Here is a 23,275-nt window from a genome sequence, read left to right as displayed (position 1 = left end):
ATATAATAATGAAAAATTTATCCGATTTCGATTCCGTTTTCTACATTGCTGTCATCCGGTGTTACGAAAGACAGTTTTCCATCCGGTTTTGTGGTCAACAGCAACATTCCCTGGGATTCAATGCCTCTGATCTTTCTCGGCGCAAGGTTTAATAAAATCATCACCTGCTTTCCGATCACTTCTTCCGGGGTAAAGCTTTCCGCGATTCCTGAAACAACGGTTCTTACATCAACACCTGTATCAACGGTAAGTTTCAGCAATTTATCGGCTTTTTCCACTTTTTCAGCTTCTAAAATGGTTGCTGTTCTCAGGTCGATTTTCGTAAAATCATCAAAAGTGATCTCGTCTTTCATAGGGTTGGCATTAGGGTTGGTTTTTTTATTGTTTTGCTTGGTATTTTCCAGCTTCTGGATCTGGGCTTCGATGACGTCGTCTTCGATTTTTGAGAAAAGAAGAGAGGATGCGTTAATCTGATGTCCGGCTTCAATTAAAACAGATTTTGTCTCAACATCATTCCATTCCGATTTCTGAACATTAAACATATTCAGCAATTTTTCTGAACTGAAAGGCATAAACGGTTCGCACAGCTGAGCCAGAGCCACTGCAATCTGAGCCCCGACAAATAAAGAGTTTGCTGCTTTTTCAGGACTGTCTTTAATGGTTTTCCAAGGTTCTTCATTCTGAAGATACTGGTTTCCGAAGCGGGCTAAATTCATTAAAGCTGTTAAAGAATTTCTGAATTCATAATTCTCAAGAAAGCCTGCAATTTCTTTAGCTGATTTATTAATTTCCTGTAATTCAGTAGTATTTGCATCACCTGCAGGTACAATTCCATCATAATATTTATGAATCAAAACGGCAACCCTATTGATAAAGTTCCCGAAAATACCTACCAACTCAGAATTATTCTTCGTCTGGAAATCCTTCCAGGTAAAATTATTATCCTTGGTTTCTGGAGCGGAAGACAGAAGTGCATAACGAAGTACATCCTGTTGTCCAGGGAAATCTTCCACATACTCATGTGCCCAGACGGCCCAGTTTCTTGACGTTGAAATTTTATCGTTTTCCAGGTTCAGGAATTCAAATGCAGGAACATTTTTCGGCATGATATACTCGCCATGAGCTTTCATCATCGAAGGGAAAATGATACAGTGGAACACGATATTGTCTTTACCGATGAAGTGAACCAGATCGGATTCTTCGCTCTGCCAGTAATCTTTCCAGTCCTTTCCGTTTTTCTCCGCCCATTCTTTGGTAAAGGAGATATAGCCGATCGGGGCATCAAACCATACATACAATACTTTTCCTTCGGCACCAGACAACGGAACCGGGACCCCCCAGTTCAGGTCTCTGGTCATGGCACGAGGTTTTAATCCGTCATTCAGCCATGATTTTACCTGTCCGTATACGTTTGGCTTCCAGTCGTCTTTATGGCCTTCGATGATCCAGTCATTCAGGAAATCTTCATATTCATTTAAAGGCAGATACCAGTTTTTCGTTTCCTTTAAGATGGGAACATTTCCGCTCAGCATGGACTTCGGGTTGATCAGTTCGGAAGGCGAAAGGGTAGAACCGCATTTTTCACACTGGTCTCCGTAAGCGTTTTCGTTGCCGCAGTTCGGGCAGGTTCCTACGATATAACGGTCGGCCAGGAATTCTCCGGCCTGTTCATCAAAGTACTGCTCAGACATCTCTTCAGTAAATTTGCCTTTTTCGTAAAGCACCTTAAAGAAGTCCTGACTGGTTTCATAATGCTTTTCAGACGTCGTTCTGGAATATTCATCAAAGGAAATCCCAAGATCCGAAAAGGATTTTTTGATGATCCCGTGGTATTTATCAACAATATCCTGAGGAGTTACCCCTTCTTTCTTAGCTCTTATGGTAATGGGGATTCCGTGTTCATCCGAACCACAGATAAACGCAACGTCTTTCCCTGATCTTCTCTGAAATCTTGCATATACATCCGCAGGAATATAAACCCCTGCCAAATGCCCGATATGAACCGGTCCGTTTGCATAAGGCAAAGCCGCCGTAATCATCTTTCTGTTTGACATTTATAGTAAAGTTTTTTTGAATTGCAAAGATAAGGATAATCATCGAAAGTCAGCAAGATTACGCAATTAAGGCTTTATATAACAACTGAACAGGTGGAAATGTTACATTTAGTTAAACGAATGTTTAACTTTTGGTTAAAATTTTACCAATGGTATGCTGTGCATATTTTAAGGTAACTGATTGTTAATTAAAAATTTAACTAAATTAACGCTTTAAATTTACATAAATTTATCTAAATTTTTATTAAATTTAAGTTAATTCTATTTTTTTTATAAATTGCATCAGGCCTTTTGGCTGAAAATAACTACAAAGAAACTATATAAAAATAATATTGTGAAAAATTTTACAACGGTATTAAAAATTGCGCCTGCCTTCTTATTGGCCAGTGCAATGGTCCATGCACAAACGGACTCTACAACCAAGGAGAAAAAGATTGATGAGGTGGTCCTGGTCGGTTATGGAAGGCAGAAAAAATCTGACTTAACCGGTGCCATTACTGCTGTTTCTGAAAAAGAATTTAATAAAGGAGCGATTGTTTCTGCAGATCAGCTGATTGCAGGAAAAGCTCCGGGGGTAAGAATTACAAGTTCGGGAGGTTCGCCTGATGCTGCTCCTAATATAAGGATCAGAGGCGGGTCATCTTTTAGCGCGAATAATAATCCACTGATTGTTATTGACGGAGTTCCTCTCGATACTAACAATCCTGCTGGAGTGGCTAATCCCTTAAATTTAATTAATCCGAATGATATTGAATCGTTTTCCATTCTGAAAGATGCATCGGCCACAGCCATCTATGGTAACAGAGGTTCTAATGGGGTTATTATTATCAAAACAAAAAGAGGAGGAGGAAAGCTAAGGGTAAGCTTAAACACTAATGTTTCCGTAGGTACGGTCAGTAAATATATTGATGTAATGGATGCCAGTGAATTTACAAGCTTTATTAATCAAAATTATCCAAACTTCAATTATCTTTTAGGAGTTGGCGGAGATCCTAATAATAAAACAGTACCTGGAAGAATATATAATACGGACTGGCAGAAAGTAATTTATAGAAATTCTGTTTCTTCAGATAATAACTTAAGTGTCTCGGGAAGTCTATTCAATAAAGTTCCTACCCGGTTATCTTTGGGATATAACAGAACGGAAGGTGTCGTAAGAACAAGTGATTATGAAAGATTTTCTGCAGGATTAAATATCACACCAAGTTTCTTCGATAATCATTTAAAAATTGACTTCAGTTTAAAAGGTTTATTTTCAAAATTGAATGCTATCGATGATGGCGGAGCGATTGGCGGAGCGTTGAATATGAATCCTACTTTGCCGGTTTATGCATCTGATGCCGGTTTAACCGGACAGCCCTATGACCGATTTGGAGGATATTACCAGAATGTTGTATTAAAAGGAAATCAGTATCTTATTCAGGGACAAAGCAATCCGTTGGCAATCCTTCTGCAGAGACAATCCCCACAAAGAATTTCTAAGTTTTTAGGTAATGCGGAAATCAATTATAAATTTCATTTCTTACCCGACTTGAGAGCGGTAGTAAATTTAGGATTGGAAGCTTCCAGATCTAATTTGAAAACCGTTTATAATAATAATGCTATTGCAACATACAGAAACCCGCAAAATTCTGTTATGCCGAATGATTATGTATTTAGTCCGGGAGTAGACTACGCTGAACATCAAAGTATAGTCAATCAGACAATGGATGCCTATTTAGTCTATGAAAAAAAATACTCGGGGTTTCTCTCTCATTTCCTTGTTCAGGGAGGATATTCCTATCAGAATTTTAAAAATGACGGATATAAAGATCAATACAGATATGATGATGCTTCCGGTCTGAGGGTTCCAAATCCGGGAACGGCTTTGAATCCTAATAACAGGTATTATAATGTTTTAAATTTACAGTCTTTTATCGGAAGAGCAAATATAGATTTTTATGATAAATATTTATTTACCCTGAACTTCAGGGCAGATGCTTCTTCATTATTTCAGAAAGGTGAGCGATGGGGCTATTTTCCAGGAGTTGGTTTTGCTTGGAAGGTTAACAAAGACTTTTTAAAAGAATCTGCAAATGTAAATGATCTTAAACTAAGACTAGGATGGGGGAGAACAGGAAATGCTGATATTGTTGGTGTTGCAGGATTTTATCCTTCCAGTGCTTATTTTTCCATTGGAGGATCCAATTCTCAATATTTTCCGGGGGTAGGTACATATAGTGCATTGCCTTTTAATCCTAATCTGACATGGGAAACTACACAAACGTGGAATGGAGGAATAGATTTCTCATTTTTCAAACAGGAAAGAATATCTGGTAGTGTCGACATTTATCAAAGAAAAACCACTAATCTTCTGGCAAAAGTTACATTGCCACCAGGACAAGGTTTAACGAATGAATTTACAACAAATGTTGGTTCTATAGAGAATAAAGGTGTTGAACTTAATTTAGCGGTCGTTCCTGTAAAAACCGAAAATATAAGCTGGTCTGTATCAGGAAATTTTGGATATAACGACTCCAAGGTTGTAAATTTAGGAGATGTTACCAATATACAGGTTTTAGATAGCACCTTGCCGGTAGGAACGGGCGTTAAACTGGCAACCAATGTGGTAGGCGGACAGCCTTATTCAGCTTGGGTGCTGCAACAGGTTTATGATTCCAACGGAAAACCACTTGATAATGTGTATGTAGATCGTAATAACGACGGTATCATCAATGAAAATGACAGGTATTTTAAAGCGATAAGACCAAGATGGACATATGGATTCAGTACAACATTCAATTATAAAAACTGGGATCTTAATGCTGCATTCCGCGGACAGATCGGAGGTCTTATTTATAATACAAGAAAAATTGCACAGGGATTAAAGAGTTATACCATTCCTTCAAATTCTCTGAATTTAAATAATACATTGGCTTCTACGGCAGATTCACCATTTACCATTTCGGATAATCTCTATTTATCGGATTACTTCCTTGAAGATGCTTCTTTCTTAAAGCTGGATAACATCACGCTTGGATATTTATTTAAAAATATATTTAAAAGTACAAACGTAAGAGTATACGCCTCAGTAAATAATGTATATACCTGGACCAATTATACAGGACAGGATCCTGAAAATTTCACGGGGATTGATAATAACTTTTATCCGAGACCAAGAACATATACTGTCGGATTTAACTTTAATTTCTAAAAAATATTAAAATGAAAAATACTAAATATAAAGTACTGGCTCTTTTAACATTTCTTGCGGTAAATACTGCGTGTATAAGTGATCTCGATACACAGCCGAAAGTAGAACAGACTTTAGAAAATCTTTTGGCAGCAGATCCTAATGCTGTAGAAGGTTTGCTTTCACGATTATATGCAAGTTTTGCTCTTTCAAGTGTGGAAGGACCCGATAAATCTGATATTTCAGGAGCAGATCCCGGAGAATCGCCCTTTGTAAGAGGTTTGGTAAACTTACAGGATTTTACCGCAGACGATATGAAAAATAGGTGGGGAGACAATGGACTGGATCAGTTAACGACAACGGCAAACTGGACCTCAAGCAATAAGTTTTTTAAGTATGTATACGACAGGATTTATTATACGGTTCCACAGGCAACCAATCTGATTCTTATCATGAAGAGTGATCAGGTAAATTATGCAAATAAAAATCAGGTAGTCGACGAATTGAGATTTTTAAGATCTTTATCTTATTATTATCTGATTGACTTATTTGGTAAGGGTGTATTGGTAAATGATCAGAATTTTAATACTTCCACACCGTTACCTGAATCTTCCAGAAAAGATTTATTCAATTTTGTCGAAAGTGAATTATTGGCTGTAGAGGCAACTTTACCGGTGACTAATTCTTATGGCAGGGCAAATAAATCATGTGCTAGAATGTTGCTGGCGAAATTATATTTGAATGCAGAAGTCTATACAGGTACAGCAAGATATAACGATGCAGCTATTTACATTAATAAAATTATAAATGAAGGAGGTTACCAGCTGGAATCTAATGTAAGAAAGAATTTCTCATCGGATAACAATACTTCCAAAGAAATCATATTTCCTCTGATTGCAGATGCCGTTTCCAGCCAGAGTTTTGGGAATACCACTTATTTGGTTAACGGGAGCATTAGTACCGATACCATGGTTCCTGCGGATTTTGGTGCCAAACAGGGTTGGGCCGGGCACAGGGCTACAAAAGCATGGTACGGCTTATTCGGAAACAGTATTGCCGATCTTCAGGCCAGTCCTGATAAAAGGGCAAAACTGTTCTGGACCCAGGGGCATAACTGGGAAATGAACGACTATAAAGCATGGACTGACGGATTGCCTTCAGATAAATTCTGGAATAAGGATTCTAATGGAACAGGAGGCGCAACAGATTATTCCTCAACAGATTTTCCATTATTCAGACTGGCAGATGTTTATCTGATGTATGCTGAATGTGCATTGAGAGGAGCTTCCGGAACTACCGTTGCTCAAGGTCTGACTTATGTAAATCAGGTAAGGGCCAGATCTTCCGCATTACCATTAGGAACACTTACCCTTGATAATCTTTTGGATGAAAGAGCAAGAGAACTGAACTTTGAAGGAATGAGAAGACAGGATCTCATCAGATTCGGAAAATTTACAGGAGGATCTTATTTGTGGCCATGGAAAGGAGGGGTGAAAAACGGAACTTCTATTTCGGATAACTACAAAGTGTTTCCTATACCGAGTTCAGCACTTCAGTCAAATCCTAATCTTACTCAAAATCCTGGTTTTTAATTTTTAAATCAATCTAAAAAATGAAAAATATTTTAAAAATATTTCTGTTGGGAATTATAAGCTTTCTTATAGTTTCATGTAGAGAAGATGATGACAAGGTAACCCTTGATAATATGTCGGCAGGAAGTCTTTCAGTAAATAAAACAGCAGTAACGCTTAATGAAACGATTGCTGATCAGTCTGCACTTACATTTACGTACAGTAATCCCACATTTAATCCAAATATAAGTATTTCCAATACAGTAGAGTTTGCAGTAGCAGGAACTAATTTTGCTTCTGTTGCAAGCCAGCCTGTTTCAATGGATCAGAAAACATTTTCTTTAACCCATTTACAACTGAATGTCATCTTATCGACATTGAATGTTGTCCCTAATGTTGCTAAACCGATTGAAGTAAGATTAAAATCAAGTTTGAACTCTACAACAGCTTATTATTCTAATGTTATCGCGGTTAACATCACGGGTTACACACCAAATCCTGATTTGATCTATCCAAAAATTAATGTTCCTGGAGGATATGCCGGAGCAGCAGGATATGCAGACTGGACTCCCGGCAATTCCCCGAACTTATTTTCACCTTCAAAAGATGATAAGTACAGAGGATTTATTTACGTAACCAGTCCGAACAGCGAATATAAGTTCGCCATCAACCAAGACTGGCCGGGAAATAAAGGAGATGATGGTACTAAAACCGGTAAGCTTAAAGCGGACGGTGATAATATTAAAGCACTTACTGCCGGAACTTATTATGTTAATGTAAACTGGGGATTAAATACCTATTCTTCCGTAATTGCCAACTTTGGAGTAATTGGGGATGCTACGCCCACCGGTTGGAATTCAGACACAGATCTTATCTATAATCCAGCAACAAAGACGTATGTCATCAACTCAATTGCACTTACTGCTTCAGGTGTATTTAAGTTCAGAGCCAATGACGATTGGGCAATGAAGTTCCAGCCGGAAAGTGCAGATCAGACATTGGTTTCAGGAGCAGCCGTTAAATCGTTCATGAGTGCGGAAGGTACTGTAACCGGAGATCCGGCCTATAAAGTTTCACAGGCAGGAAATTATAAAATCGAATTGGATTTACACAATTCAGGTTATTATAAACTGACCGTTACAAAATTGTAACATATAACAAATTTAAAACAGCAAAGTGTTGCTTATCGGCAGCACTTTCTTTATTTTTAAAGCGTATAAATAGTCATTATGAAGAAAATTACGATGGGGGCAGTCTTGTTCTCAATGATGTTTGCAGGAGTGAACGCACAGACGTTACAGTCGCCGGATGGAAAGTTCCGGATGGATTTCCAGCTGAAACAGGGCGTACCGTATTACAACCTGAAATACAATGGAGCAGTGGTGGTGGAAGATTCCAGGTTGGGGCTGAGGTTATTCAAGGATACGGCCATTAAATTCGCCTCTGAGATTGCCAAACCGGAAGACACCAAATTTGATCTGAACAACGGATTTTCCAAAAAAGCGGAAACCAGGGATTCTAAAAACGAAACCTGGCAGCCGGTACTGGGCGAAAAGAAAAATTATATCAACAACTATAACGAGCTGGCAGTAACACTGCATCAGGATGCAACCGATCGGGATATTGTCGTTAAATTCAGACTGTTCAATGATGGGCTTGGATTCCGGTACGAATTCCCGCAGCAGAAAAACCTGAACTATTTCGTCATCCGTGAAGAAGATTCCGAAATCGATTTCCCGACCGATATGAAAGCGTGGTGGATTGCTGCAGACTACGATTCCCAGGAATACCAGCCGCAGACCACAAAAATCTCCGAAATCCCGGCGAGATGGCCGAACTCTTTCGACAGCAACGCCTCCCAGAAGATGGTGCGGAATGCGGTACAGTCGCCGTTGATGCTGAAAAAGGAAGGCAAAGAATCATTGTATGTTAATCTTGGGGAAGCTGCTGTATTGGATTATCCGGCTTCCAACCTCGAAGTGGATGCCGTGAATTTCAAATTTAAAACCCATTTAACACCGGACCGGCAGGGCGCGAAAGGCTATATCCAGACTTCCTCTGTTTCCCCGTGGAGAACCATCATCGTTTCCCCGAAGGCGGAAGAGGTATTGGGCTCCAAAATGATGTTTAACCTCAACGAACCGACCAAATATACCGATACTTCCTACATCCACCCGACCAAATACATGGGCGTATGGTGGGAAATGATCATAGGAAAGTCCCAATGGGCGTACTCCACGGCGGAAAACGTTCACATCGGCGTAACGGATTTCTCCAAGCTTACCCCAAACGGAAAACACGCCGCCAACAATACGAAAGTAAAGGAGTATATCGATTTTGCTGCGGAAAACGGCTTTAAAGGCTTACTGATCGAAGGCTGGAACGTGGGTTGGGAAGACTGGTTCGGGCATTCCAAGGAATTCGTTTTCAATTTCATTACGCCGTATCCTGATTTCGACCTCAAAATGCTGAACGACTATGCCCATTCCAAAGGCATGAAGCTCATCATGCACCACGAAACCTCCGGTTCCGCCACCAATTACGAACGTTGGGCGGACAAAGCTTTCAAACTCATGAATGATTACGGGTATGACGCCGTAAAAACCGGTTATGTCGGCGATATCATTCCAAGAGGCGAGCACCACTATTCCCAGTGGACCATCAATCATTATTACAGGATCGCGGAAAAAGCCAATGAATACAAAATCATGGTCAATTCCCACGAATCGGTTCGTCCGGGCGGGGAGAGCAGGACCTATCCGAACTGGATTTCTGCTGAAGCAGCCAGAGGAACGGAATTCGAGGCCTTTGCCGGAAACAATCCCGACCACCAGACCATTCTTCCGTTTACCCGTTGGATGGGCGGTCCGATGGATTACACGCCGGGAATCTTCCAGACCAAACTGGATTACTATTTCCCTGGTGACAAGCGTTTCGTTAAAACCACACTGGCCAAACAGCTGGCCCTGTATGTGGTGATGTATATGCCGTTGCAGATGGCTGCCGACTTACCGGAAAATTACAAACGGCATATGGATGCCTTCCAGTTTATCAAGGACGTTGCCGCAGACTGGGACGATACCAAAATCTTATCTGCCGAGCCGGGAGACTACATCATCACGGCCAGGAAAGCCAAAGGTACCGAAGATTGGTTTGTTGGTGGAATTACCGATGAAAACAAACGCGAGTACACCGTGGATTTCTCTTTCCTCGACAAAGGCCGGAAATATGAAGTAACGGTATATGAAGACGGAAAAGATGCGGATTACGTCAACAACCCTCAGAGCTACAATATTTACAAAAAGACGGTCACTAACAAGTCTAAGATCAGGATCAGCATGGCGAGAAGCGGTGGTTTTGCCATCTCTGCGAAGCCGGTGAAATAAAACGGAAGCCTCCCGAAGATCCTAGTTTTCAGGAGCTTTTCCCGCTCTCCGCTCATACTCCTCGCGCCGCCGCCTGGCCAGCCCCGCTGTGGGGTAACCGCTGCGATCGGGGCTATGGGCGGAGAGCTTTTAAGAAACCCTTGTGAAAAGTACATCCGGATCACTTCCGGAATACTGAAAATAAAAAATCAGTGGTATTTCCAAATCAACGCTGATTTAAGAATAATAAATATGAAAAAAATATACATCACCTTTGCGTTATCTATGGCGTCCCTGGCATTTTCCCAGAAAGCGCTGGACCGCGTGGAACCGGCATTCTGGTGGAAAGGAATGAAGAACCCGGAACTTCAGATCCTGGTCTACGGAAAAAACATCGCCAATAATGAAATCGAACTTTCAGACGGTGTCCAGGCCAAAGAGATCCGCAAAGTCGAAAACCCGAATTACGTTTTTGTAACGGTCAATACCAACGAAATCAACGTTCCGAAATTCAATATCACCGTTAAAAACGGCAGGAAAAAAGTAGGTGCCTACACCTATGAACTGAAACAGCGGAACCCAGATTCTGCCGGCCGGGAGTCCTTCACCTCAAAAGATGTGATGTACCTCATCATGCCGGACCGCTTCGCCAATGGTGATGAAAAGAACGATTCCCGGCCGGATCTTACGGAAAAAGCCAGCCGCAGCCTTCCCAACGGCCGCCACGGCGGAGACCTGAGGGGCATCATTAGCAATCTCGATTACATCCAGAATTTAGGGGCCACCTCCGTCTGGCTCACCCCGGTGAATGAAGACAACGAAAAAGTCTACTCTTACCACGGCTATGCCCAGACCGACCTCTATAAGATCGACGGCCGCTACGGTACCAACGAAGAATACCGGGAACTGTCCCAAAAGCTCAACCAACGGAAGATGATGCTGGTGATGGATTACGTGACCAACCACTGGGGGATTTCCCACTGGATGATCAAAGACCTGCCGACCAAAGACTGGATCCATACCTTCAGCGACGAAGAAAAAGGCTTTAAACGTTCCAACTATAAAACAACCACGCAGTTTGATACCAATGCTTCGGAAACAGACCGGCAGACAGCACTCGACGGCTGGTTTGATACCACCATGCCGGACATCAACCAAAGCAATCCGCTGGTGCTGAAATACCTTATCCAGAATGCCATCTGGTGGATCGAATATGCCGAACTCGGCGGATTCCGGGTAGATACGTATCCGTACAACGATAAGGAAGCCATGGCTCAATGGGCCAAAGCCATCACCGATGAATATCCGAAATTCAACATCGTCGGGGAAACCTGGCTAAGCAGTCCGGCCTACATCTCCGCATGGCAGAAGGATTCCAAGACCGGGGAAGCGGCTCATTACAATTCCAACCTTCCGTCCGTAATGGATTTTATGCTCTACGGAGATCTGCCCAAAGCCATCCGGGAAAAAGACGGCTGGGACAGCGGGATGAACAGGATTTATAACAGCCTCGCCAGCGATTTCCTTTATCCGGACATCAACAACGTCATGGTCTTCTTCGAAAACCACGATACCGAACGCTGGAATGAGATCTTTAATGCCGATCCGAAAGCCTATCAGATGGCAATGACTATTATTTCAACTGTCCGCGGAATTCCCCAGATCTACTACGGTTCCGAAGTGGGAATGCGGGGCGATAAAAACAAAGGCGGCGATGCTGACATCAGAAGGGATTTTCCCGGAGGATGGAAAACTGATCAGCAAAATGCCTTTAACCCGTCATCACAGACCGCCGGACAAAAGGAATTCTATCAGTTCACCCAGAAATTGCTGAACTGGAGAAAAGGAAAGGACGTCATCCATACCGGGAAAACCAAAAATTTCGTTCCTCAGGATAATGTCTTTGTGTATTTCAGATACAATGAAAAAGAAAGTGTCATGGTAATTCTTAATAACAATGACCAGGAAAAAACCGTCGGCGTAAAACATTTTGCAGAATCGCTGTACCCATTTACAACAGGAAAAGATATTGTTTCCGGAAAAGAATTTTCCGTAAAAACCGATTTCGTCATTCCTGCCAAAACCTCAATGGTCATTGAATTGAAGCACTGATAAATCTTAAAAACAATATAAAAATCAACAGGTTTCAAAACCTCTTAGCTTATTAAACAATCCAACATGAAAAAGACAACCATACTTTTTACTTTTCTGCTGATGATGCTCAGCTTTTCAGCCGTTTCAGCCCAGACAAAAACTGAAAATGAAAAAACGGCCATCGGTACGATGCTCGACGGCTTCAACGTTGCCGCTGCAAAAGCCGATTTCAATACCTACTTTAATTATTTCGCAGACGAATCCACCTTCATCGGAACTGATGCTACGGAAGTTTGGGACAAAAAAGCCTTTAAGATTTGGGCAAAACCGTATTTCGACAAAAAATCCACCTGGAATTTCACCTCATTGAAAAGAAACATCTGGTTCAGCAAAGACGGAAAGCTCGCCTGGTTTGATGAGCTGCTCGATACCCAGATGAAAATCTGCCGCGGTTCGGGGGTAGTGGAAAAGATCAACGGGCAGTGGAAAATCAGGCAGTACGTTCTTTCCATGACCGTTCCGAATGAAATCGTGGATAAAGTCGTTGCCGAAAAGGCGCCGATTGAAGAAGCATTAATTCAAAAGCTGAAAAAATAATGGCAGAAATGACAGGAAATCACAATTCCGGGAAATCCGGGAAAGTGAAAAAGCCCGATTTATCCATGCTTCAGATCATCAACATGAGCATGGGATTTCTGGGAATCCAGATGGCTTTCGGGCTGCAGAACGGAAATGCCAGCCGGATCCTGGCCAATTTCGGGGCCGACGTGCATGAGCTGTCATGGTTCTGGCTCGTCGCTCCGGTGACGGGACTGATCGTTCAGCCGATTATCGGCCACATGGGCGACAACACCTGGAGCCCGCTCGGAAGAAGAAAACCGTATTTCCTGATCGGGGCCGTCCTGTGTGCTATCGGTCTGGTGATGCTTCCGAATGCAGCGTCGGCGACGCAGATGATGGCAGCCAACGTATTGCTCCTGGCCGTCATTTTCCTGGCGATGATGGATGCTTCCATCAATGTGGCGATGGAACCGTTCCGGGCACTGGTCGGGGATATGCTGCCGAAGCATCAGGGAACCATCGGGTTTTCAGTGCAGACCATCCTGATCGGGATCGGAGCGGTCATCGGTTCTTACTTGCCGGACTGGCTGACGCAGCTCGGTGTTCCAAATGAAGCGGCAGCAGGTTTTGTAGCAGATAATGTAATTTACTCTTTTTATGTAGGAGCAGGTTTTCTTCTGTTGACCATCATTTATACCATTGTCACCACCAAAGAATACTCCCCGGCAGAATTTGCTGCTTTCGAAGGAGGAAAGGACGTGGCGCCGCCTTCCAAGTTCATGGATATTTTCAAGGATTTCTCCAATATTCCGGCTCAGATGAAAAGGCTCGGAATTGTACAGTTCTTTTCCTGGTTTGCCCTCTTCACCATGTGGGTATTCACCACCAGTGCCCTGGCGACCCACCATTTCGGACTGTCGCCGGACGATACCCATTCAAAAGCCTTCAATGATGCGGGCGACCTTACCGGGAAGCTCTTCGGGATGTACAACCTGTGGGCCATCCCATTTGCCTTTATCCTGACGCCGCTCGCGAAATGGCTCGGGAAGAAACAGACCCACGCTCTGGCACTGGCATTCGGGGGAACCGGTCTTATCCTGATGTATTTCATCAAAGACACCGGGCTGCTCTGGATTTCCATGGTCGGACTCGGATTTGCCTGGGCAAGTATTTTAGCAATGCCATACGCGATGCTGATCGAAGTGATCCCGCAGAAAAAAATGGGCGTGTACATGGGGATTTTCAACTTTTTCATTGTTATCCCGCAGATCATCAACGGGATATTCGGCGGACCGATCGTCAGCGGCGTATTCGGAAAAATGGCCATCGATTACGTCGTTGTAGGAGGCATCTGCATGCTGTTGGGTGCTGTCCTAACCCTTGTTTTCATTAAATCCGAAGAGGAAACCCCAAAAGAAATTGAAGAGGAAATCCAGCAGGTGCATTTCTAATTAAAAATCATCTGTTATTGATACCAGTGAATCTTAAAAATACAAGGCTGTCTCAAACTGAGACGGCCTCTTTTGATTATCAGACTTCTGGATAAATGGATTTGAAAGGGCATGAGGTCTGATCATCGACTCCTTTTAATCTTATGAAAAGTGTAAATCACTCATAGAAAAATATACGTTTAAAATAAAAAGAAATATTTTAAATTTCTATTTAAATATAATTTAAAAGAATTTTATCCTATGTTACTTAAAAATTGAAGTTATTGCTATTGGATTATTAATGGCTGTAAGAAACGGTTTGCCTATATTTGCAGAATAAAACAAGCATGGTTATTTATCTCTAATGAAATTTTGGTACTGTATACTTCTGCTCTTTTCCCTGTTTTTTCCAGCTCAAAATTTCAATTCTGTTTTTTATAACATGGATAACGGCCTTCCTCAAAACGGGGTCAAAGATATCATCAAGGATCGGTACGGTTTTTTGTGGCTGTCAACCGATGGTGGCATCGTAAGATACGATGGGAAAAATCTTATTCCTTTTAATAACATCAATACTAAAAATCTGTCTTTTGAAAACTTTTTAAAAACAAAAACAAATGCCATTATCTGCTTTAACAACAATGCTGAAAATTGTGTCCTGATCGCAGACAGAACCGTTAAAGTACTTCCGGAAGACAATGCAGAAAAGACCTTTTACATGCATGGAGGAAAGCAATATAAAAGGTATTACAAGAACCGGCCTAGCGGCGAATTTTTTCCTGAAACCAACTGTTATTATGTAAAAACAGATGCTGCAACCTATCTTTTCGATAATCAGAATATCATCTATCGAAGAATAGGTAAGCCTGATAAGAACATTTTTCCGGGCTTTCCCTTCAACCGACTGAAAAATGCTTATGCTTTCGGCAATACCATCTATCTTCCGGATCCGCAGAACCGCAGGACGCTAATTCTGAAAGAAGGTAAAATCTCCTACGATAACAGGCCGTCTCTTTTTAACGATCCTCATTCTAAAATCTACTGGCACCAGGGAACCGGACAGGTATTGGTTATCAACAGCGGAAATATCTATTACAGCAAGATGCTTCATGATGAACCGGCCCTTCAGTTTCTTCTGAAATATGATGACGTCGATAAACAGTTTTTATCGTCTCTGTTTTATGATGAGGAATCCCGGCAGCTTTATCTGGGAAGCCTTATCAAAGGACTTCAGGTAATCCGGCTGTCTGCATTTTATATTCCCCAGAAAAAAATTCCTTTTACCAGTGAAGTGGTGTACGAAGCTTTACCGTACAGTAAAAGCTCGGTAATCACAAAAAACGGATTTGAATACAGTCAGGAGAACGTGAAAAGACTCTTTACCGCCAATCCTAATTATGACAGGCGTTTCATTGATTATGACCGTTCGCGTAACATTTTATATGTTGATTTCAATAAAATACACAGAAGATACTCCGCTTCAAAATATAAGAAGCATGATTCCTTAAGTTTTCCGGGCCGGAATGTTGATGCGGTTTTTAAAATTGATCAGAATTTCGCTGTTAGTATGGCAGATCTCAGATACCGTTATTATGAGCTATATGTATTTGATAATGATTATTTTAATAATCCGGAAAAAATATACAGTTTCAGATCACCGATTGTTTTCGTCAAGAAACGGAACAGGAACACCGTTTATGTAGGTACCGGAAACGGAATTTATCTTTTATCGCTTTCGGATCATACCCTGATCAAACATTTTGGTGCAGATCTGCCGGTAAAGGAAATTCAGCAGACAGCAGACGGAAATTTCTGGCTGACGACTTACAACAAAGGCTTTTTCCTGATAAAGAACGACCGCCTCATTAAAATGCCTTATGACCGGAACAGCTACCTGGCCAATGCGCATCATCTGTTGCAGGATCACTCAGGTTTTTACTGGATTTCTTCCAACAACGGACTCTTCAAGGTTTCAAGGCAGGCTCTGCTGAATTTTGCCCGCAGTAAAAAGACAAAGGTTACCTACTATCGTTTCACCAAAGAAGAAGGGCTTCGCAGTAATGAATTTAACGGAAGCTCCAGTCCGTCCGGAACGGCATTGCCCGATGGAAAATTAGTATTTCCGTCCATGGAAGGGTTTGTATTTTTTAAACCTGGGGACACAAGAACGTACTATCCGAAAAAAGATCAGTTTTTCCTGGAAAGAGCTAAGATTGATGGCAAGAAAATAACCTTTAAGGATACGCTCCGCATCAGCAGTGATTACCGTAAAGCTGAAATTTATCTGGATTTTCCCTATTATTACAATGTTGAGAATATTTACCTTGAAGCCCGGCTCAGCAACAGTAGACCCGGAGAATGGGAAAGGATAAAAGAAGACCGCACGTTTTTGCTGAGTGAGCAGTCTCCGGGAAGCTATACTTTATTGATCCGGTTCTTAATTTCCGATCAAGGCGTTTTTGCTTATAAGCAAATGCATATCGAAATACAGCCATTGTTTTATCAGACCTGGCTATTTAAAACACTGATGATCCTACTGTTGATAGCTTTCATTGCCGGGATGATGTATATCAACGCGCATTATCTTATCAGTATCAACCGTAAGCTGAAAAAAAACCTCAGCATCGAAGGGCATAAGCTGAAGATTACGGAAACAAAACTGCAGAAGGAATACGAATACCAGCAAAAAATTATGGAAAGCATAAGCCATGACATTGCTACACCGATTCGGTTTATCATTTCAATATCGCAGCAGCTTAATCACGAAAAGGACGCCGAATTACAAAAACAGTATTTTAACGAAATTTATAAAACCTCAGAGCAGCTGTTTAAGTTTACGTCCGATCTGAAGGAATATACGAAGTTATTCAAAGAAACTGAAATTAACGAAGACAAAGAATATTCGTTAAGTGAATTGCTGGATGATAAAAGGCTTCTTTTTGAGCCGATTGCTTCCAGAAAAAAGATTACCATCATCAAAATGTATGATGCTTTTATAAAAATAAGGACCAGCAGAAAAATATTGGCCCCGGTGATTCATAATATACTGGACAATGCAGTAAAAAATACAGAGCAGGGCCACATTCAAATCCATGTTGTTAAAGTAGGAAATGCAGTAGAAATTACTATATTAGATACCGGAAAAGGAATGTCCCGCGAACAGTTAACCTATTATTCCGGGGTTTTCAGCAGTACCGATACCGAAAAATTTGTCTTCAAAGATTATGGTCTGGGATTACATATGGTCATTCAGCTGATCAAGAAGATCCATGCGGAAATCAGCTTTACAGAAAACGAACCTTCGGGAACTATAGTGAGAATAAGACTTTTTAATGAGTGTAGATGAAAAAAAAAATACTTATAGCAGATGATCATTCAGTCGTTAGAGTGGGTACGCAAGCGATTTTAAAGCAGCATATTCCCGACCTTTATATTGATTTTGCAAAGAATTATTACGAACTGAAGGAAAAGCTTCATCAGGATATATTCGATTTGCTGATTCTCGATATTGAAATGGAAGGAAGTACTTATAAAGACATGATCAAAGAGATTAAACAGATCCGGAAAGATATTAAAATCATGGTTTTTACTTCTTATAATGAACATATCGGCTTAGAATATATTCAGGAGGGTGCAAACGGATATCTTAATAAGCTCAGCAATGATGAAATGCTTATTGCAGCAGTAGAATCTATTTATAAGCAAGGATATTATTATCCTGATAATTTGGTGAAGATCTCATTCGGGCCGCCTAAAAAAGACCCTGAAAAAATTCTGTCGGAGCGGGAGCTTCAGGTTTTTAATATGCTTGTAGAAAGTACCGGAAACCTTGAAATTGCCAATGCGCTCGATGTAAAAGCAGGTACGGTAGCCACTTATAAGAAAAGGATCTACAATAAGTTAGGTGTTAATAATCTCATAGATCTTTTTAAAGTCTACAAAAAAATCAATTAATATCCATTAAAGAATATCATCAGCCTGAAAATAAATTTTTCAGGACAACTTCCTATGGGCAAATTTCAAATCATTTGTCTGTTTTTTCATACATGTAAAGTCTTTATTTTAATACCTATATGTCTGCATATTGATACAGGCGTTTTTTTATTTAACATTGCCGAATCCATAATTTTGAAAACGATATAATTACCAAACTCTTTATATATGAAAAGAAAAATTGTTTCAGGTATAGCGCTTATATGGTGTACGGCGATCTATTCTCAAGTAGGCATCAATACGGCCAATCCTCAGGGGGTCCTTACCATTGATGCCGCAAAGGATAATCCATCTACGGGAGTACCTTCTTTGGCACAGCAGGCCAACGATCTTAATATTCTCTCTAATGGAAATACCGGTATCGGTACAGATACACCCACAAACAAATTGCATGTAAGCAGCACAAGCAACGGGGCTTTCAGAATAGCGGACGGAACGGAAGGAAACGGTAAAATTTTCGTATCAGATGCCAATGGGGTAGGAACCTGGCAAAATTCTGCGCCACCGGTAATTTTAAATTCCACGACCGGAATTTCAACTCAGGTGCAGAGTACACTAACTTATCTGGGCGCATCCGCAACAGTAGCCATCCCGGGATATTATTTGATCAGCCCAAGATTGATTACGGATCATACGCCGGCCAACTGTTCTAATTTTATCGCCTATAACCTGAGTAAGAGTACGACAACTCTGGTAAACCAGGCTTTTACCATACAGGATGCCCACTTTGCTCCAAGTACTCTTTTTGACTTTATTTTTTCGACGAATGTTGCATTTCTGAGCTCCGGAACCTATTACATGCTCGTACGGTCAAGCGGCACCTGCACTTCAAATGCAAGCCGGGCAACATCGGGAGAAAATGGGTTCACTCTTACTTTACTGAGATAGTTAAACGATTACAAAATGAGAAATTATTACTTTAGCCTATTTTTATTAATGTCGGGATTTGCTTATTCTCAGGTCGGAATAAATACTGAAAATCCGCAGGGCATCTTTACAGTTGACGCGGCAAAAGATAATCCTGTCACAGGCCTTCCCTCAGCAGCACAGCAAGCCAACGATTTTACCATATTGGCTAACGGTAATGTGGGAATCGGAACATCAAACCCTACCAACAAACTTCATATCAGCAGTGAAACCAATGGTGTTGTAAGAATAGCTGATGGTACGGAAGGAAGTGGTAAATTGCTTGTTTCGGATGCCAACGGTGTCGGCACATGGCAAAACTCTACCCCTCCTGTAGTGATCAATTCCACTGCAGGTACGTCTGTTGCACTTTCAACGGCACATACTTGGACCGGTGCTTCTGCAACAGTTACCATCCCTGGATATTACCTGATCAGCCCTCGGCTGATTACCGACAAATCCCCGGTAAGTTGCGGAAGTTTTATTGCTTATAATTTAAGCACAAGCAGTACAAGCTGGACAAACCCGGCATTCACTATACAGGATGCCCATTTCCCAAGCGGAAACCTTTTCGACTTTATTTACTCCACTAATGTCGGATACCTGCAGGCCGGAACCTATTATATGCTCGTTCGCTACAGCGGAGGATGTACGGCAAATACCACCAGAGGAAATTCCGGAGAAAACGGGTTTACTTTGATTCTTTTGAGATAGTTGCTTTATAGCGGTTCTGAAAACACGGTGCCCATGTCCCTCACATGAATGCACCATACAAAGTCTGTTTCATTTTTGATACAGACTTTTTTTATTGTAAAAGACCTAAGACAGGGTTTTGCCTCATTGCTTATCCGTATTTTAGAGGATAGGCCAACTTCTTTAAGGTTTTAAACTTGGCGCACCTTTATACCATCTGATATTCGATTGTATTATGTAGCAAGAAGAGTTCTTGCCCTTTTATAGTGAAAATATAATCATGATTAATAGAAAATCATCCCTTCCTGTTTGGTTCCCGATTTGCATAATCTATCGGAATTTAATCTTTTCTAAAGCTGAACACAGCTTGTAATCACTAACTTTAAATAAACAAACGGATATATGTACGACATCATTATCATAGGAAGCGGGGCCGGAGGTGCTACTATGGCTTACCAGCTGGCAGACAGCGGCAAAAAAATACTGGTTGTGGAACGCGGAGATTATGTTCCGGCAGAAAAAGAAAACTGGGATTCGGTGGAAGTTTTCGAGAAGAACAGATACACGACAACTGACAAGTGGCTGGATAAACACAACAAACCCTTCCGTCCGGGAATGCACTACAACGTTGGCGGAAATACCAAATTTTACGGGGCTGCCCTGTTCCGCTTAAGAGAAGAAGATTTTAAAGAGATACAGCATTACGGCGGAATTTCACCGGCATGGCCCATTCAGTATGACGACCTGAAAGAATACTATCTTCAGGCGGAAAGGCTTTTTTATGTTCACGGAAAAAGAGGATCGGATCCTACTGAACCTTTCGATGAAGAACCGTATCCGTATCCCGCTCTGCCGCACGAACCGAGAATCCAGGAAGTGGTGGACGAGCTTTCCGGTTACGGCTGGCATCCCTTTGAACTGCCGATCGGCGTAAATTTCGAACCGCACAGAGCAGCCAATGCGCCTTATACCCTGGACCGGTTTGATGGATTTCCCGATGCCGCGGAACGGAAAGGGGACGCTCATTTATGTTCACTTTCAAAAGCATTGGAACACTCTAATGTGGAACTGATGACCAATGCCAAAGTCCTGAGAATGAATACCAATGAAGCAGGAGATGCCGTTACGGAAATTATCGTGGAACAGAATGGTGAAACCAAAACACTGATGGCGGAATTGGTAATCCTTTCTGCCGGAGCCATTAATTCGGCGGCAGTTCTTCTGGAAAGTAAAAGTGAAAATTTCCCGAACGGACTGGCCAATTCTTCTGATCAGGTAGGACGGAACTACATGTTCCACCAGAATTCCGCTTTAGTAGCACTTTATACCGAACCGAATCCGACCAAATTCGGAAAAACCTTTGGGATCAACGATTTTTACCATGCGAACAAGGGCTATGAATTTCCGCTCGGCCACATCCAGATGCTGGGGAAATCAGATGAACACCAGATCAAAGCAGACAGTCCTGTGCCGGCACCCGGATTCACTTTTGAGCTGATGGCTAAACACGCCGTGGACTTCTGGCTTACTTCCGAAGATCTCCCGGATCCGGAAAACAGGGTAACTGTGGAAAACGGACAGATTAAAATCAGTTATACCCCGAACAATCAGAAAGGACACGGACATTTGAAAGAAGAACTGATCAAAGCCCTGAAAGCTTCCGGAAAATTTGATTCTTTCCTGTTTAAAGGCATCTATTTCAGTAAAGGAATGGACATTGCGTCTCCGGCTCACCAAAACGGCACGGCCCGGATGGGAACCGACCCTTCCAACTCAGTTGTAGATACCTACTGCAAAGCCCACGATCTGAATAATCTGTATATCGTTGACGGTGGCTTTTTCGTATCAAGCGGTGCCGTAAATCCGGCACTGACAATTATTGCAATGGCTTTAAGGGTAGGAGAGCACATTAAAAAAAATGTTCTGAAATTATGAATTCCCGGATCGCCAAAATGACGGTGATTTACCTTCTGGCATTTTTTACGGGGCTTAATTTTGTTATTTTTCCGGCACTGAGCAGTGTGTTTACCGATCATTCCCTATTCGGGCTTTCCCCGGCCCAGTTCGGGAATCTCTTCATCCCGCAGGTCATCTGCATCATTGCTTCCTGTATTGCTGCGCCGTTTCTGGTCAATAAGACGGGACCTAAAATTATTTTAGCGACAGGATTGGTGCTGATGATGGCAGCTACGGCAGGGTTATGGAGCCTTCAGTTTTTCATGAATGAAAAGCAGATGCTTTTTCCGGCACTGATGATTCTGGTTGCGTGTACGGGAACCGGTTTCGGACTTTCCATTACTACGCTGAATCCCTTGGCAGCAAGCCTTTCCGAAAGCAATACATCCTCATCCATTCTTATTCTGCAGTTCCTGGTCGGACTGGGAACCTCAGCATCGCCTTTGATGATCAATGCCGTCGGCAGCCTGCAGTACTGGATGTATGTTCCCGGAATTATTTTTATATTGATAATGTTGATATTCATTCTCTTCCTGAGTCTCCGGCTTGAAAAAGGATCGCTTTTCCAGCTTCCGTCCCACTTTAAAATTCCTTCCCGGCTCTGGCTGTTTTTTGCTGCCATTGTTTTGTATGGATTTATTGAAGGGACCTTCGGGAGCTTTGGAGCCGTGATCCTCAAAAACCAGGGCCTTAGCAGTCGGGAGGCCAGTCTCGGGCTGTCTCTGTTCTGGTGCGGAATTGCGGTCAACCGCCTGCTTTTCGGTATTTTCTCTAAAAAATTCAATCTCTCGTATATATTTCTGGGTTCGCCTATGACAGTTGCGGTGTTGTTAAGTATACTCTGGATTTATCCAAATCCTGGATTTTTGATTCTGATGATGTTCCTGACCGGTTTTTTTATGGGTACCTTGTTTCCGGGCTCCATCGGTTGGGGAACTGTGGAATTTCCGTTTCTGTCGGTACTGGTTTCCGGATTTTTGATGGCCGCTAACCAAACGGGCACCGGCATCATTACCAACACGCTGGGTCATTTTTCAAATCAGACCACCCTCATCCTCCAGTTCCTCACCAGCTGCATGATCCTGATCTTCATTCTCCTGATGATCCTCCGGAAAAACTCAAAAATTGAAGAAGCTTTTTAGTAAGGGTGAACGGTCAATGATCAATGGTGAATTTTGCTATGCAAGTCAGTTTTCAGAGATGATTAAAATTCACCATTGACCAGCAGAAATTGATCATGGTTAAACGTGAATTGTCAATAGTCAATTTTGCTGCGCCAGTGAATTTTCTAAATGCTTAAAATCAATCTTGATTCAAAACATGGATAGTGAACAAAAGGTAAGTGATGAATTTCGTCTTGTAAATAAACATTCAGAAAAAACACTACTCCGTACGAGTAAAATCTGTATCGCAATAATAAAGGTTTGACAAGATGCACGCCAGAGGTGTGCTATGTAATAAAGCATACGGTTGGTCCTCG

14 protein-coding genes are annotated in these 23,275 nt (G+C 41.8%); 13 read left to right on the top strand and 1 reads right to left on the bottom strand.

The genetic code is table 11. From position 1 onward, the window contains the following. Positions 1-17: 17 nt before the first annotated feature. Positions 18-2,054 (bottom strand): methionine--tRNA ligase, encoded by a 2,037-nt coding sequence (gene metG / locus FY557_RS00170; RefSeq protein ID WP_149245279.1) that lies wholly within the window; start codon positions 2,052-2,054, stop codon positions 18-20. A gap of 334 nt (positions 2,055-2,388) precedes the next feature. Between metG and FY557_RS00165 the strand changes: the two genes are divergently transcribed. The 13 genes from FY557_RS00165 to FY557_RS00105 all read left to right on the top strand — a co-directional run bounded on the left by FY557_RS00165 (position 2,389) and on the right by FY557_RS00105 (position 22,937). Beyond that, entirely contained in the window at positions 2,389-5,247 is a 2,859-nt protein-coding gene (locus tag FY557_RS00165; protein ID WP_149245278.1) for a SusC/RagA family TonB-linked outer membrane protein, read from the top strand. Between the two features lie 11 nt (positions 5,248-5,258). Then, positions 5,259-6,818 carry a RagB/SusD family nutrient uptake outer membrane protein gene (locus tag FY557_RS00160; RefSeq protein WP_149245277.1) on the top strand — a complete coding sequence of 520 codons (1,560 nt, stop codon included), beginning with the start codon at positions 5,259-5,261 and terminating at the stop codon, positions 6,816-6,818. A 20-nt stretch (positions 6,819-6,838) separates the two neighbouring features. Beyond that, entirely contained in the window at positions 6,839-7,948 is a 1,110-nt protein-coding gene (locus FY557_RS00155) for a SusE domain-containing protein (protein ID WP_149245276.1), read from the top strand. Positions 7,949-8,026: 78 nt separating this feature from the next. Then, positions 8,027-10,183, top strand: coding sequence for a glycoside hydrolase family 97 protein (locus tag FY557_RS00150; protein ID WP_149245275.1), 2,157 nt, complete (start codon positions 8,027-8,029; stop codon positions 10,181-10,183). A gap of 231 nt (positions 10,184-10,414) precedes the next feature. Next, the gene (locus FY557_RS00145; protein ID WP_149245274.1) at positions 10,415-12,274 is read left to right on the top strand and encodes a glycoside hydrolase family 13 protein; all 1,860 of its coding nucleotides are present in this window, start codon (positions 10,415-10,417) and stop codon (positions 12,272-12,274) included. A gap of 66 nt (positions 12,275-12,340) precedes the next feature. After that, a complete protein-coding gene (locus FY557_RS00140; RefSeq protein WP_149245273.1) occupies positions 12,341-12,853 on the top strand; it encodes a nuclear transport factor 2 family protein in 513 nt (170 codons plus the stop codon). Then, positions 12,853-14,268, top strand: coding sequence for an MFS transporter (locus FY557_RS00135; protein WP_149245272.1), 1,416 nt, complete (start codon positions 12,853-12,855; stop codon positions 14,266-14,268). Before FY557_RS00140 ends, FY557_RS00135 begins: the two co-directional genes overlap by 1 nt. A gap of 421 nt (positions 14,269-14,689) precedes the next feature. Next, entirely contained in the window at positions 14,690-17,593 is a 2,904-nt protein-coding gene (locus tag FY557_RS00130; RefSeq protein WP_185151622.1) for a sensor histidine kinase, read from the top strand. Then, positions 17,590-18,201, top strand: coding sequence for a response regulator transcription factor (locus FY557_RS00125; RefSeq protein WP_149245270.1), 612 nt, complete (start codon positions 17,590-17,592; stop codon positions 18,199-18,201). Before FY557_RS00130 ends, FY557_RS00125 begins: the two co-directional genes overlap by 4 nt. Positions 18,202-18,408: 207 nt before the next feature. Beyond that, positions 18,409-19,128, top strand: coding sequence for a hypothetical protein (locus FY557_RS00120; protein ID WP_149245269.1), 720 nt, complete (start codon positions 18,409-18,411; stop codon positions 19,126-19,128). A gap of 15 nt (positions 19,129-19,143) precedes the next feature. Beyond that, positions 19,144-19,860: a hypothetical protein gene (locus FY557_RS00115; protein ID WP_185151616.1), complete on the top strand. Its 717-nt coding sequence runs from the start codon at positions 19,144-19,146 to the stop codon at positions 19,858-19,860. Positions 19,861-20,241: 381 nt separating this feature from the next. Beyond that, on the top strand, positions 20,242-21,774 hold the full coding sequence (locus tag FY557_RS00110; protein ID WP_149245267.1) for a GMC oxidoreductase: 1,533 nt from the start codon (positions 20,242-20,244) through the stop codon (positions 21,772-21,774). Next, entirely contained in the window at positions 21,771-22,937 is a 1,167-nt protein-coding gene (locus FY557_RS00105) for an MFS transporter (RefSeq protein WP_149245266.1), read from the top strand. Before FY557_RS00110 ends, FY557_RS00105 begins: the two co-directional genes overlap by 4 nt. The last annotated feature ends 338 nt before the right edge of the window (positions 22,938-23,275 follow it).

It is taken from the genome of Chryseobacterium sp. SN22 (assembly GCF_008329705.1).
In the GTDB taxonomy this organism is placed as follows: domain Bacteria; phylum Bacteroidota; class Bacteroidia; order Flavobacteriales; family Weeksellaceae; genus Chryseobacterium.
The sequence above is the reverse complement of the archived record's forward strand: the minus strand, read 5'-3'. Positions and strand labels throughout refer to the sequence as shown.

Bases quoted from the DNA above. Each gene is read 5' to 3' on its own strand.
- FY557_RS00155 (WP_149245276.1), top strand. From the start codon at position 6,839: ATGAAAAATATTTTAAAAATATTTCTGTTGGGAATTATAAGCTTTCTT.
- FY557_RS00140 (WP_149245273.1), top strand. From the start codon at position 12,341: ATGAAAAAGACAACCATACTTTTTACTTTTCTGCTGATGATGCTCAGC.
- FY557_RS00130 (WP_185151622.1), top strand. From the start codon at position 14,690: ATGGATAACGGCCTTCCTCAAAACGGGGTCAAAGATATCATCAAGGAT.
- FY557_RS00160 (WP_149245277.1), top strand. From the start codon at position 5,259: ATGAAAAATACTAAATATAAAGTACTGGCTCTTTTAACATTTCTTGCG.
- FY557_RS00145 (WP_149245274.1), top strand. From the start codon at position 10,415: ATGAAAAAAATATACATCACCTTTGCGTTATCTATGGCGTCCCTGGCA.
- FY557_RS00115 (WP_185151616.1), top strand. From the start codon at position 19,144: ATGAGAAATTATTACTTTAGCCTATTTTTATTAATGTCGGGATTTGCT.
- FY557_RS00135 (WP_149245272.1), top strand. From the start codon at position 12,853: ATGGCAGAAATGACAGGAAATCACAATTCCGGGAAATCCGGGAAAGTG.
- FY557_RS00150 (WP_149245275.1), top strand. From the start codon at position 8,027: ATGAAGAAAATTACGATGGGGGCAGTCTTGTTCTCAATGATGTTTGCA.
- FY557_RS00110 (WP_149245267.1), top strand. From the start codon at position 20,242: ATGTACGACATCATTATCATAGGAAGCGGGGCCGGAGGTGCTACTATG.
- FY557_RS00125 (WP_149245270.1), top strand. From the start codon at position 17,590: ATGAAAAAAAAAATACTTATAGCAGATGATCATTCAGTCGTTAGAGTG.
- metG (WP_149245279.1), bottom strand. From the start codon at position 2,054: ATGTCAAACAGAAAGATGATTACGGCGGCTTTGCCTTATGCAAACGGA.
- FY557_RS00105 (WP_149245266.1), top strand. From the start codon at position 21,771: ATGAATTCCCGGATCGCCAAAATGACGGTGATTTACCTTCTGGCATTT.
- FY557_RS00120 (WP_149245269.1), top strand. From the start codon at position 18,409: ATGAAAAGAAAAATTGTTTCAGGTATAGCGCTTATATGGTGTACGGCG.